Origin of the sequence: Virgisporangium ochraceum, assembly GCF_016863655.1 — a bacterium.
GTDB classification, from domain to species: Bacteria; Actinomycetota; Actinomycetes; order Mycobacteriales; family Micromonosporaceae; genus Virgisporangium; species Virgisporangium ochraceum.
The window spans coordinates 22,430-35,243 of the sequence record NZ_BOPH01000114.1; the positions used below are offsets into that span (position 1 = coordinate 22,430).

General features: G+C 73.2%; 13 protein-coding genes. 4 read left to right on the plus strand and 9 right to left on the minus strand.

Going from position 1 to position 12,814, the window contains the following annotated elements; genetic code table 11:
• The first annotated feature begins 56 nt into the window (after positions 1-56).
• Complete coding sequence (locus tag Voc01_RS41670; RefSeq protein ID WP_203933244.1) at positions 57-1,298, plus strand: MFS transporter; 1,242 nt, start codon at positions 57-59, stop codon at positions 1,296-1,298.
• A 74-nt stretch (positions 1,299-1,372) separates the two neighbouring features.
• Here Voc01_RS41670 and Voc01_RS41675 read toward each other — a convergent pair whose 3' ends face one another.
• Both Voc01_RS41675 and Voc01_RS41680 read right to left on the minus strand, forming a co-directional pair.
• On the minus strand, positions 1,373-2,800 hold the full coding sequence (locus Voc01_RS41675) for a hypothetical protein (RefSeq protein ID WP_203933245.1): 1,428 nt from the start codon (positions 2,798-2,800) through the stop codon (positions 1,373-1,375).
• Positions 2,797-3,300 carry a SigE family RNA polymerase sigma factor gene (locus Voc01_RS41680; RefSeq protein ID WP_203933246.1) on the minus strand — a complete coding sequence of 168 codons (504 nt, stop codon included), beginning with the start codon at positions 3,298-3,300 and terminating at the stop codon, positions 2,797-2,799. Before Voc01_RS41680 ends, Voc01_RS41675 begins: the two co-directional genes overlap by 4 nt.
• A gap of 171 nt (positions 3,301-3,471) precedes the next feature.
• Here Voc01_RS41680 and Voc01_RS41685 point away from each other — a divergent pair, with 171 nt between their 5' ends.
• Together Voc01_RS41685 and Voc01_RS41690 are read left to right on the plus strand one after the other, a co-directional pair.
• Entirely contained in the window at positions 3,472-5,103 is a 1,632-nt protein-coding gene (locus tag Voc01_RS41685) for a methyl-accepting chemotaxis protein (RefSeq protein ID WP_203933247.1), read from the plus strand.
• Positions 5,104-5,130: 27 nt separating this feature from the next.
• Positions 5,131-6,693, plus strand: a complete 1,563-nt coding sequence (locus tag Voc01_RS41690) for a methyl-accepting chemotaxis protein (protein ID WP_203933248.1) — start codon at positions 5,131-5,133, stop codon at positions 6,691-6,693.
• A 10-nt stretch (positions 6,694-6,703) separates the two neighbouring features.
• On the opposite strand, the gene Voc01_RS41695 is transcribed toward Voc01_RS41690, so the two are convergent.
• From Voc01_RS41695 to Voc01_RS41720, 6 genes are all read right to left on the minus strand, one after another.
• Positions 6,704-7,624, minus strand: coding sequence for a YegS/Rv2252/BmrU family lipid kinase (locus Voc01_RS41695; protein WP_239160880.1), 921 nt, complete (start codon positions 7,622-7,624; stop codon positions 6,704-6,706).
• A 92-nt stretch (positions 7,625-7,716) separates the two neighbouring features.
• On the minus strand, positions 7,717-8,718 hold the full coding sequence (gene tatC / locus Voc01_RS41700; RefSeq protein ID WP_203933256.1) for a twin-arginine translocase subunit TatC: 1,002 nt from the start codon (positions 8,716-8,718) through the stop codon (positions 7,717-7,719).
• 66 nt (positions 8,719-8,784) lie between these two features.
• On the minus strand, positions 8,785-9,048 hold the full coding sequence (gene tatA / locus Voc01_RS41705) for a Sec-independent protein translocase subunit TatA (protein ID WP_203933250.1): 264 nt from the start codon (positions 9,046-9,048) through the stop codon (positions 8,785-8,787).
• 99 nt (positions 9,049-9,147) lie between these two features.
• On the minus strand, positions 9,148-9,408 hold the full coding sequence (locus Voc01_RS41710) for a hypothetical protein (RefSeq protein ID WP_203933251.1): 261 nt from the start codon (positions 9,406-9,408) through the stop codon (positions 9,148-9,150).
• A 10-nt stretch (positions 9,409-9,418) separates the two neighbouring features.
• The gene (locus tag Voc01_RS41715; protein WP_203933252.1) at positions 9,419-10,384 is read right to left on the minus strand and encodes a helix-turn-helix transcriptional regulator; all 966 of its coding nucleotides are present in this window, start codon (positions 10,382-10,384) and stop codon (positions 9,419-9,421) included.
• A complete protein-coding gene (locus Voc01_RS41720) occupies positions 10,381-11,400 on the minus strand; it encodes a helix-turn-helix transcriptional regulator (RefSeq protein WP_203933253.1) in 1,020 nt (339 codons plus the stop codon). Before Voc01_RS41720 ends, Voc01_RS41715 begins: the two co-directional genes overlap by 4 nt.
• 64 nt (positions 11,401-11,464) lie before the next feature.
• Here Voc01_RS41720 and Voc01_RS41725 point away from each other — a divergent pair, with 64 nt between their 5' ends.
• Positions 11,465-12,520 (plus strand): DUF3866 family protein, encoded by a 1,056-nt coding sequence (locus tag Voc01_RS41725; protein WP_203933254.1) that lies wholly within the window; start codon positions 11,465-11,467, stop codon positions 12,518-12,520.
• Positions 12,521-12,597: 77 nt separating this feature from the next.
• On the opposite strand, the gene Voc01_RS41730 is transcribed toward Voc01_RS41725, so the two are convergent.
• A partial coding sequence (locus tag Voc01_RS41730) for a hypothetical protein (protein WP_373873934.1) occupies positions 12,598-12,814 on the minus strand: 217 nt, incomplete at its 5' end.

Consider the following 12,814-nt stretch of genomic DNA (forward strand, 5'->3'; position numbering starts at 1 on the left):
ACGGGGTGAGCGGAGTTACACGGACCACCACCCACCGGATGTGTACTGTCGTACATATGAGCTCCGCCCCGCCCCCGTCCGTCCCCCTCTCCCCGACCTCCGCCGCCGTACGGGCCGCGACCGCCGCGACCTACGCCGCCTTCATCGGGTCCGGCTTCGCGTTCGCGAGCTGGGCGTCGCGGATCCCCCAGGTCCGCGACCGCCTCGACCTCGGCCCCTCCGCCCTCGGCCTCGTACTGCTGGCGATCGCCGCCGGTTCGCTGCTGGCGCTTCCGCTGTCGGGCCTGGTGGTCAGCCGCATCGGGTCGGCGCGCACGGTGCTCATGATGGCCGCGCTGCTCGGCGTCGGCCTGACCACCGCGGCGCTGGGCTCGATGGTGGGCGTCGTACCGGTCGTCGTCGGGCTGTTCCTGCTCGGGTTCGCCAACGGCGCCTGGGACGTGGCGATGAACGTCCAGGGCACGGTCGTCGAAGGGCAGCTGGGACGCTCGATCATGTCGCGCTTCCACGCCGGTTTCAGCCTCGGCACGGTGGCCGGCGCGCTGCTCGGCGCGGGAGCTGTCGCCCTCGACGTGCCGGTCGCCACCCACCTGACCGTGATCGCGGTCGTCGTGGTGGCCGTCGTCGTCCGGTACACCCGCGCGTTCCTGCCCGACGTCGTGGACGACGGGCCGGACGGGGCCGACGAGAAGCCGCGGGGCAGCGCCCTGACCGCCTGGCGCGAGCCCCGCACGCTGCTGATCGGCGTGTTCGTCCTCGCCTTCGCGTTCGCCGAGGGCGTCGGCAACGACTGGATCAGCGTCGCCGCGATCGACGGTCACCACGTCTCGGCGGCGCTCGGCACGCTGGCCTTCGCCGCGTTCCTCACCGCGATGACCGTCGGCCGCTGGTTCGGACCGGGCCTGCTCGACCGGTACGGCCGCGTCCCGGTCGTGCGGGCGCTCGCCGCGATCGGCATCGCCGGGGTGGTCCTGTTCGTGTTCGCGCCGTCGCCGTGGCTCGCCTTCGTCGGGACCCTGCTGTGGGGTCTCGGCTCGTCCCTGGGCTTCCCCGTGGGGATGAGCGCGGGCGGCGACGACCCGCGGCGCGCGGCCGGCCGCGTAAGCGTCATCGCGTCGATCGGATACTGCGCGTTCCTGGCCGGCCCGCCGGCGATCGGCTTCCTCGGCGACCGGGTCACCGTGCTCCGGGCACTGGTCGTGGTCGCGGCGCTGCTGGGCCTGGCGGCCCTGATCGCGTCGACCGTGCGTCCCCTCGAGACGGCTGCGGCCCCGGCGGCACCGATGGCCCGCCCGTAGGGGCGGGTCCCTCCATGCGTGAACATGGAGGGACCCTGAGCCCGATCCGTCACGACGCCGGCTGCCGTGGAGCGTCAGTCCTCCCACCAGCGGTCGATGACCCCGGTGTCCGACGTCGACAGCGGTTCCGCGGGGACCCCGCGGCCCACCACCGTGCCGGCCGCGTCCAGGGCCTCCACGTCGTCGAACGGGACAGGTACCGACAGCCGCGCCGCGCCGTCGGTCACCGGCGCCTCCGCCACCGGTCTCCCCCGGTAGGTGGCCCGTACCAGGGTCGCTCCGGCACTGGGCAGTACCAGGTGTTCCGGGGCGTCCGGGCGCAGCCGCAGCACGAACGTGTAGTCGGCCCGGGTCGGGTCGCCGGTGACCGCGTACCGCTGGGTCGGCGTCCAGGCGACCGCCTCCTGCGACCAGCCGGTGAGGACCTGCGCCGTCCAGCCGCCCTTGTCCAGGCGCGCGACGGTCAGTGCGCCCCGGTCGGCCGGTGGGAGTCCACCACCCTCCGGCTGCCCGCCGACGGCCCCGCCGATCCACACCACGTACGGCAGGCCGGCCAGGGGCGCGTACAGATCCGGCTGGGCGGCCGACAGCAGGCACCGCCGCACGTCGGCGGTGGCCGACGGGACGCGTTCGTGGGCGCGGGACTCGGTGACCTGGGCGTCCGTGGGGAAGCCGGCGCCCGGGCCGCGGTTCGGAGCGGGAAGCTCGGCCCGGACGTCACCGCCGTTGCAGTCGACCTGCCACCACTCGCGCTGCTCGGTCGGTCCGGTCCGCACGATGAACGAGCCGGTCGGCTCCGGGGTCCAGTCGGGGTCGGCCGGCGTGGTCGTGGTCGCGAACCGGCACTGCGGCGGCACCACGGCGACGTGCACCGTCGGCGTGTTCTCGGCGGAGCTGTACGAGACGTGCGAGTACGCCTCGAGGCCGTGGCCGATCCGGGCATCCTCGGTGAGCGCGGCGGCGGGCGCACCACGGTCGCCGTACAGCCATGCGCTGGCGTACGGCCAACCCCGCTCGTCGGGTCTCGTGAGCACCATGACGACAAGCGCCAGCCGGTACGGGCCCACGTCGTCGACGAACGGCACCGTCACCCGGTCCACGGACAGCCGTTCGACGTCGTACCGACCCTCGCGCCAGTTGCGCATCATCCCGGCGGCGAGGGCTTCGACGTAGGCGGCGTCGGCGCCGACGGCGCCGTGCGTGGGGCCATCGGCGAGCCGGCCCGCCCAAGCGTTGGCGTTCGCGAACTGCCGGTCCGACTCGCTCTGCGCCGGCGGGGTGTCGGGCCGTGTCCACCCGGCCGCGGTCGCGGTGACGCCGAGCGCGAGCGTCAGAGCCGCCGCCGCGACGGCGACGAGCCGGCGCCGGGTGGACCGGCGACGCCGGGCCAGTACGCGCCCGTACGGGTCGGGCGCAGGGCGCAGGGCGTCGCCGATCGTGATCAGAGCCCGGCCGAGCCGGTCGTCCATCTGGCCCCGGCCGGGCCGGTCGTCCGGTGTCACTGGTGCCTCCCGGTGCTCACGCGCGTCGACGGTTCCAGCGCGTCCCGTAGCCGCGCGAGACCCTTCGAGGTCTGGCTTTTCACGGTGCCGACGGAGCATCCGAGGACGGCCGCCGTGTCGACCTCGGACAGGTCGGCCACGTACCGCAGCGCGACCGCCGCCCGCATCCGGGGCGGCAGGCCACCCAGGGCGCGAAGCACGGTCAGCCGGTCGGCGACCTCGTCGGCGGCGTCGGTCACCGGGCTGTCGGGCGGCGCGTCGGTGACGATCTCGCGCCGGCGCAGCCGCCGCCAGCCGCTCGTCCGCTGGTTGATCATGGTTCGACGCAGGTAGGCCATCGGGTCCTCCACCCGCTTCCAGCGCCGCATCACCTTCACCAGGGAGCCCTGCACCAGGTCCTCGGCGTCGTGCGCCGACCCGGTCAGGGCGTACGCCAGGCGCAGGAGGTCCGCGTACCGCGCGTCCACGAAATGCCGGAAGTCGGCCTCCGACGTTGTCATAGCCCACCGTTCGTCGCCGGGACTGTCGACCCTTCGTCCACACGACCCCGTCCGGCACCGAAAGGTTGCTCCCATCCCGCACCCGGTCGCAGCAAGGTGAGAAAAGACCTCAAGTTCGGGCGTAAACGGCAGAATAGGCAAAGGTAACGTCTCGGTGAGAGGGGACCAGGCATGGGCGGCGGACCGGTGGACGGCAGTGCCCCACGTCGGTGGACCAACTGGTTCTCCGACCTGCGGGTCGGTTCCAAGATCGCACTCACGCTCGTGGTGTCCATCCTCGCCTGCGGCGCGGTCGCCCTGTTCGGAGGCCTGGGGCTGCGCGACGTCGACGCCAGGGCGACGGAGATCTACGAGGAGAACCTCAAGCCCGTCAAGCAACTGGCTCTCGCGCAGGGTCTCTTCGACGACACCATCATCACCATCGCGATGATGAACATCGCGTCGACGCCGGAGGCCACCGCGCGGAAGAAGCAGGAGCTTGAGGCGGCGGCCGCGGAGCTGGACGGGGCCCTGAAGGCCTACGAGGACCTCGGCCTGAGCCCGGAGCAGCAGGGATACATCGACAGCCTGAGGACCGCGCTCGTCGCCTACCGCAAGGTCCGCTCCGAGCAGCTGATCCCGGCGGCGGAGCGTTCGGACAACGCCGCGTTCGAGGCGACCTTCAACACCCAGGCCGCGCCGCTGGTCGACCAGGTCAACGACGGCTTCGACAAGCTCACCGAGTACGAGGCGAACAGCGCCGCCGAGGCGTCCGCCGCCGCCAACAGCACCTACAAGAGCAGCCTCACCCTCATGGTGACCGTGTTCCTCGTCGGCGCGGCCGTCGCCGTCCTGCTCGGGTTCGTGACGATCCGGCGGATCACCCGTCCGCTGTCGGAGGTCGTCGACAGCCTCGGCAAGATGGCCGACGGTGACCTGCGCAGCGTGGTCACGGTGCGCTCGCGTGACGAGGTGGGCACCATGGCCGGCGCGCTGAACCGGGCCTCCGGCAGCATGCGCACCACGGTCTCCGCGCTCACCGACGCGTCGCAGTCGCTGGCCGCGGCCGCCGAGCAGCTGTCGGCGACGAGCGCGCAGATCGCCGGCAACGCCGACGCCGCGAGCCGCCAGGCCGGCGTCGTCTCGAACGCCGCCGACGAGGTCAACCGCAACGTCCAGGTCATCTCGGCCGGCTCGGAGGAGATGGGCGCGGCCATCCGCGAGATCAGCACCAACGCCGCCGAGGCCGCCCGGGTCGCCGCCCAGGCCGTGGGCGCCGCCGAGAAGACCAACCAGACCGTCAGCGAGCTCGGCACCTCGTCGGCCGAGATCGGCAACGTCATCAAGCTCATCACGAGCATCGCCGAGCAGACCAACCTGCTCGCGCTGAACGCCACCATCGAGGCCGCCCGCGCCGGCGCGGCCGGCAAGGGCTTCGCGGTCGTGGCCAGCGAGGTCAAGGAGCTGGCCCAGGAGACCGCGCGGGCCACCGAGGACATCAGCTCGCGGGTCAACGCGATCCAGGCCGACACGCAGACCGCGATCATGGCCATCGGCGAGATCAGCACGGTGATCAACGAGATCAGCGACTACCAGACCACGATCGCCTCGGCGGTCGAGGAACAGACCGCCACCACGAACGAGATGAACCGCAACGTCAGCTCGGCCGCGCTCGGCGTCGGCGAGATCACCAGCGGCGTCGAGAGCCTCGCGAGCGCGGCCCAGCACACCACGGAGAGCGTCGCCGAGGCCGAACGCTCCAGCAGCGACCTCGCCCGCATGGCCAGCGAGCTGCAGACCCTCGTCGGCGGGTTCCGCACCTGACGCGTCCGCCGCGGAGAGGGAACCACCATGCGGATCTCGGTGGGGCGCAGGCTCGGCGCCCTGATCGGGCTGGCCGTCGTCGGTCTGCTCGCGACCTCGGTGACGCTCGGCTACACGCTGAACTCGCTCGCCGGGTCGTTCGACGGCGTCGTCGACGACGACCACCCGTCGGTCGTGGCGGCGCTGGAGATGCAGGTGCACAAGACCGGCCAGGCCGACGACCTCGGCAGCTTCGTCGCGAGCGGCGACCAGGGGTTCGTCGACCAGTGGACCGGGAGCCACGAGGAGTTCCAGCGGTGGCTCGCCGCCTACCGGGCGCTGAGCGTCTCCGCCGCCGAACGGTCGGCGCTCGACACCATCACCACGCTCGACGCGCAGTACCAGAGCGAGGGCGAGAAGGTGGTCGCGCTGGTGCGGGCCGGCCGCGCGGCCGAGGCCGCCCAGGCGTCGAACACCGTGCTCGGGCCGCTCGAGGACCGGATCTTCGAGCAGCTCACCGCGCTCGAGGACGGCGCCGTCGCCGAGATCGGTGCCGGTGCGGCGGCCGGCGACCGCGCGGTGGCCCGCGCCACCGTGCTGATGTTCCTCATCCCGCTGCTGGTCACGCTGCTGCTGGTCGTCGGCGGCGTCCTGATCATCCGGTCGATCCTGCGACCGCTGCGGGCCGTCGTCGCCGCGCTGAACCGGCTCGCGCAGGGCGACCTGACCATCGCCGTCGACAGCCGCGGCACCGACGAGCTCTCCCAGCTCGGCGAGGCGCTCAACCTGGCCGCCGAGGCGATGCGGGAGACGGTCACCGCGATCTCCGCGGCCGGCGCGACCCTCACGACAGCGTCGACCGAGCTGACCGACCTGTCGGCGCAGACCGCCACCGAGGCCGCGGCGTCGAGCCGGCAGGCGGAGGTCACCGCCGGTGCGGCGGCCGAGGTGTCGAACAGCGTCCAGACCGTCGCCACCGCCGCCGAGGAGATGACCGTCGCGATCGCCGAGATCGCGCAGACCGCCAGCCGGGCCGCCGAGGTGGCCGGCAGCGCGGTCTCCACCGCGGCCAGCACCGCCACCGTGGTCGCCGACCTCGGCGCCGCGTCGGACGAGATCGCCACGGTGCTCAAGACGATCACGAGCATCGCCGAGCAGACCAACCTCCTCGCGCTGAACGCGACGATCGAGGCCGCCCGCGCCGGCGAGACCGGCAAGGGCTTCGCTGTGGTCGCCGGCGAGGTGAAGGACCTCGCCCAGGAGACCGCGCGGGCCACCGACGACATCGCGAAGCGGATCGAGGCGATCCACTCCCACACCGCGGCCACCACGACCGCGATCGGCGAGATCACCGGTGTCATCCAGGAGATCTCGGACTACCAGACCACGATCGCCTCGGCCGTCGAGGAGCAGACCGCCACCACCGGGGAGATCAACCGGTCGGTGTCGGAGGCCGCCGGGAGCACCGAGACCATCGCGGCGAACATCGGCAGCCTCGCCGACGGCGCGCAGCGGGTCAACCGGGCCGCCGGCTCCTCACAGGTCACCGCGCGGACCCTCAGCGGCACGGCGGAGAACCTGCGGGTGCTGGTCAGCCGCTTCATCACCTGAGGCCGCGGCGTCAGCCCACCAGCGTGAGCGCCCCCGGCACCGCGGTGATGGAGACCGGCAGCGGCAGCGCCCGCTCGCCGTCGGCGTAGGTGGTGATGCCCTCGGCGGCCAGCACCACCTCGCGGGCCCGGTGCTGCACCACCAGCGGGTCGTTCACGTGGGTGCCGGCGTACAGGCGCGGCTTGAGCCGGGTGACCGTCCACCGCGACATCGGCCGCCCGATGACCACGTCGAGCAGGCCGTCGGTGGGGTCGGCGTCCGGGCAGACCCGCAGCCCGCCGCCGTAGCTGGCGGTGTTGCCGACCGCGACCAGGATCGCCGGCTCCTCGCTGGCGACGCCGTCGAGGGTCACCGAGTACGTGCGGGCCCGCAGCCGCGCCAGCTCGGCCATGATCGCCACGTCGTACCGGCGCGGACCGCGCGGCCACCGCATGCGGTTGGCCCGCTCGTTGACGACCGCGTCGAACCCGGCGCCGAGCACCGCGCCGAACCAGGTGGGGTCGGTGGATCCGGGCGCGGTCATGCGGGCCAGGTCGAACGCCCGGCCCTGGCCGGCGGCGAGGCCCCGCGCGATCGCGGCGGCCGCGGCCAGTGGGTCGGTGGGCACGCCGACCTCGGTGGCGAAGTCGTTGCCGGTGCCCGCCGGCACCACCCCGAGCGGGGTCGACGTGCCGGCCACCGCCTGCAGCGCCAGGTGCATCGTGCCGTCACCGCCGACCGCCACCAGGGCCGCGACGCCGTCGTGCACGGCCTCGCGCGCGGCGGCCAGCGCCGCGTCACGGCTGGGCGTGTCGAGGACCCGCACCGCGTGGCCCGCGGCCCGCAACCGCTGCAGGACCTCGTCGAACGTGCCGGCGTGGCGACCGCGCCCGGCCGACGGGTTCGCGAGGACGGCGACGGACTGGTCGAGCGTGACCGCGAGCGGCCGGATGGCAGCCGCGTGGGCGTCGGGGGTGGCCACGGCGACAGCGTAGTGCCGCCGGGCCCACCGCATGATCCCCCGGACGCCTCCGGGTGTTCCGGTCAGGTCACGTCGTCGTACCGGCGGTCGAGCGGCCGCGGCGCGTCGATGGTGTCGGTGCCGATCGCACCGGACGCCGTGATCGGCTCCGACGCGGTGATCGCCCCCGACGCCGTCACCGGCCCGGACGCGGTGACCGCCTCGGGCTGCGCGACCGGGTCGACCTCGTCGACCGACGCCGAGTCGAACTCCAGCGGCGAGATCTCGTCGTCGCCGACGTTCCCGTACTCCTCCGCGCGCTTGCGGGCGCGACGCCGGTCGTTGAGGAACGCGAGACCCACCGCGCCGAAGTACAGGCCCGACAGCGCCAGCGCGAACGCCGTCATCCCGAACGGGTCACCGGTGGGGGTCGCCACCGCCGCGAACACGAAGAACGCGAACACGATGACCCGCCACCAGCTGAGCAGCTTCTTCGCGCCGACCACTCCGGCCACGTTGAGCAGCAGGATCCCCAGTGGGAACTCGAACGCCACACCGAACACCAGCATCATGCCGGTGACGAAGTCGATGTAGCGCAGCAGCTCGATCGCGTTGCCGGTGTTGTCGCCGGCGAACTGCAGCAGGAACTCCAGGCCGAACGCCACCACGAAGTACGCCAGCACCGCGCCCAGCGCGAACAGCGGCGCCGCCGCGGCGGCGAACGCGTACGTCCACCGCCGCTCGTGCCGGTGCAGGCCGGGCGCGATGAACGCCCACAGCTGGTACATCCACAGCGGCGCCGCGATGATCAGCCCGACCCACATCGTGATCTTCAGCTGGAGGAGCAGCGGGTCGCCGACCCCGAGCACGAGGAACTCGCACGCCTTGGCGTTGTCGGGCAGCACCCCGCCGTTGGCAGCGATCTGCTTCGCCTGGTGCGACGTGCAGTAGTCCATGTACGGCTGCTGGAGGAGCTTCTGCACGGGTCCCGCGAGAAACCAGCCGCCGATCATCCCGGCCAGCACGGCCAGGCACGCCTTGAACAGCCGGTCACGCAGCTCGTACAGGTGCTCCATGAGCGTCATGGAGCCGTCGGCGGCCCGTTCGAACTGCTTCTTCCTACGCCGGCCGGGGAGCGCCAGACGCACCGGTTACCGTTCGCGCGCGCGCTCGACCGGGTCGGTGACCGGCGGCGGCGGGGCGGGCTGGTCGTCCTTGGTCAGCGGCGTGCGACCGGTCTGCTGGGCCTCGGCCTTGGCCTGCACGTCGTCGTCGGCCAGACCGCGGGTCTCGGCCTTGATGATCCGCAGGGACCGGCCCAGCCCACGGGCCGCGTCGGGAAGTCGCTTCGCGCCGAAGAGGAGGATCAGCACAACGACAAGGACAATGATGTGCCAGGGCTTGAGTGCGCCCATGGAATCCACCTCACATCGTCACGTACTTGCGTTCAGGTTCCCGACCATCCTACGGCTGACGCCGCGCAGCGCCAGCACCGCGGTTGCCGCAACACGAACTCAGCTCGCCTCGGCGGCCGCCTTGCGCGCCGCGCGGGCCTCCATCCGCTCCTGGATGCCCAGCACCGTCTCCTGCATCTCCTCGGCGCGCTTCTGCAACGCCAGCACCGGCTCCTGCATCTGCTGTGCCTGGTGGAGGCGCACCTCGAGCGAACGCTGGACGCGGCGCAGCCGCTTCATCCGGGCGAGCAGCAGGCTCACGGCCACCACCAGCACCAGCAGGCCCAGGACGACGATTCCGCCGGAGATCCACCACGTCACGACGGAAACCCTAGTGCACGGTGCTCTCGGCCGCCGGGATCGCCGCGTACGCGTCCAACGCCGCCCGCGCCTCCCCGCCGACCACCGCGACCAGCTCCGGCGGCGCGACCACCGCGACCTCCGGACCCAGCCCCAGCACCAGGCGGCGGGCCCAGCCCAGGTCGGCCGCCCGCAGCGACACCAGCCAGTGGTCCCGCTCGCGCTGGACCTCCTCGCACGGGTAGTACTCGGTGATCCAGCGGGCCGACCGGCCCACCCGCAGCTGCACCAGCGGCAGGTCCGGCGTCGGCTGGAACACGCCGTCGCTGACGTCGGTCGGGCGCGCCTGCGGCGGCGGGGCGGCCGCCTCCTCGGTCTCGGTGTAGGCGTCGATGCGGTCGATGCGGAACATCCGGACGGCCTCGGCCCGCCGGCACCACGCCTCGAGGTAGGCCTTGCCGCCGACGACCAGCACCCGCATCGGGTCGACGACCCGGTCGGTGGTCTCGTCGCGGGTCGCGGTGTAGTAGGTGATCCGCAGCGCCCGGCCGCGCTGGACGACCCCGCGGAACTCCTCGAGCCGGTCGGCGTTGCCGGCCAACCGCACCGCCACCGGCGCCTCGGCGAACTCCCCCGCCGCGCTCTCCAGCTTGGCCAGCGCCCGCTCGATCGCCTCCCGGTGGCCGACGCCCGGGGTTTCGGTGAGCATCCGCAGCGCGACGATCAGGGCGAGGGCCTCCTCCTGGTTCAGCCGCAGCGGCCGGTCGATGCCGGCGTCGTAGGTGATCGTCACCCGGTCGCCGTCGAGGGCCATGTCGATGAGGTCGCCGGGACCGTAGCCGGGCAGCCCGCACATCCAGAGCAGCTCGAGGTCGTCGCGCAGCTGCCGGTCGGACACGCCGAGGTCGCCCGCCGCCTCCTCGACCGGGATCCCCGGCCGGGCCAGCAGGTACGGCACCAGGTTCAAGAGCCGCCCGACCCGGTCCGTGCTGCTCACGTGCGTCCCCCGAACGACATCTCGCGGCGCTGCGCCGGCGCGACCACCGGGTGCCCGGCGGAGATCTCCTCCAGCCGGGCGATCACCCGGTCGCGCAGGACGGGCGGGTCGAGGACGAGGACGTCGGCGCCGTAGCCGACCAGCCAGCCGGCGAACGAGTCCGCCTCGGCGAACGGCAGCACCACGCGGTCGCCCTGCGGGCCGGGCACGACCTCGGTGGCCCACCGGCGCACCCCCGCCGCCCGACCGGGCTTCACCAGCAGCGTCGCCCGGTGCGTGCGCTCGACCGGACCGGAGAACCGCGCCACGTAGCTGATCAGGTCGACGTCGGCCGGCGGCTCGTACGCCCCGGCACGGCCCGACCGGCGTACGCCGCCGACGATGCGGCTCAGGCGGAAGCAGCGGGCGGCCTTGCGGTCGAGGTCGTGACCGACGACGTACCACTTGCCGCGCCAGCAGACGACGCCCCACGGCTGCAACTTGCGGGTCGTGGTGGTGTCCCGCTCCGGCGGGTGGTAGTCGAAGCTGACCGGCTGGCGGGCCCGCACCGCCGCGGTGAGCGGCTCGAACGCCGGGTCGACGGTGACCACCGGCTCGACACCCAGCGTCGTCGTCGGGTCGACCTCGACACCGGCCGCCCGCAGCTTGGTGAGCCCCGAACTCGCGGCCGCGGCCAGCCCGGCGTGGCGCCACAGCCGGGCGGCGATGCCGACGGCCGCGGCCTCCTCCGGCTCGAGGTGGATGTCGGGCAGCGCGTACTCGCGCCGGGCGATGCGGTAGCCGGGCTCGGTGTCGAACACGCTCGCGGTGCCGGTCTCCAGCGGGACGCCCAGGTCGCGCAGCTCGGCCTTGTCACGCTCGAACTTGCGCTGGAAGGCGTCGTGTTCGCGTGGATCGTCGGGGTTGTGCTCGTAGCCGGGTACCGTCGCCGCGATCTGCGCGGCGGTCAGGAACCGACGCGTCGACAACAGGCAGATGACCAGGTTGACGAGGCGCTCGGTACGGCCGCGGGACACCCGTCGACGCTAGCAGCGCGGGCGGCCAAATAGGGGCGGCCACGCGTGCCTTAGCGTGACCATCGTGATTCATTGGCGCTCGGGCACCGTGATTTCCGTCGGCCGCTCCTGGAACGGTGCCCTGGAAGTCGACATAAGTGTCGAAGGGGTCACTGTCCGTGGTCTGGCATATCCCGCAATGGTCGGGACGCCGATCGTCGGCGACCGGGTGCTCCTCAACGTGAACGCGCTCTCCCTCGGCCTCGGGACCGGCGGATACGCGATGGTCGTCGCCCTCCCCGACCGGCTGCCCCCCGACGGCCGGTTCACCGGCCACGCGGTGAAGGCCCGGTACACACCGTTACAGGCGGTGGTCCTGGCCGCCGACGAGGAGGCGTCGCCGCTGCGGGGTGAGCTGTCGGCGGCCGACGACCTGGCCGGCGCCCCCGTCGTGGTCGCCGACCTGCACTCCGCGTTACCGGCCGTGCTCGCCGGGGTGCTCGCCACCCGCCCGTCCACCCGGGTCGCCTACGTGATGACCGACGGCGGCGCCCTGCCGGCCTGGTTCTCCCGCACGCTCTCGGCGCTGCGCCCACTGCTGGTCGGCACGGTGACCACCGGGCAGGCGTTCGGCGGCGACCTCGAGGCCACCAACCTGCACGCCGGCCTGCTCGCCGCCGTGGCCGGGCTCCGCGCGGAGGTCACCGTGGTCGCCCAGGGTCCGGGCAACCTGGGGACCGGCACAGCGTGGGGCTTCTCCGGCGTCGACGCCGGCGAGGCGGTGAACGCCGTGGGCGCCCTGGGCGGCCGGCCCGTCGCGTCGCTGAGAATCTCCGACGCCGACCCGCGCCCGCGGCACCGCGGCGTGTCCCACCACAGCCTGACCGCGTACGGACGGGTCGCCCTGTCCCCCGCCGACCTGGTGATCCCGGCCGGCCTCGATCCCGCGCTGGGGGTGACCGAGGCCCTGAAGCCGCTGACCTCCCTGCACCGCGTGGTGGAGATCCCGGTCGGCGGCCTGGACGAGGCGCTCCGCGCGCTTCCCGTGAAGCTGTCGACGATGGGCCGGGGCCTGGACGCCGACCACGCCTACTTCCTGTCCGCCGCCGCGGCCGGCCGCCACGCCGCCCTGCTCCTGTGACCCCCTCTCCCCCGCGATCTTGGACATTCGTGCATCGAATTCGATGTACAAGTGTCCAAGATCGCGGACGGGTGGGGTCAGGACAGGAGGATCAGCGCGGCCCACAACGCGACCATGGCCAGCAGGGCTGCCGCCAGGAGCCACGTCGGCACCTTGTGCCCGCCCTCGCGGTTGCGGTGGATCTCGGCCACGAACCTGTCGCGGCGGCGCTGCCAGAAGCCGGGCCGCGCCGCCGCGTGGTCGGGGGGCTCGGTCACATGCTCGCGATCAGGCGGTCGACGCGTTCGTCGTAGG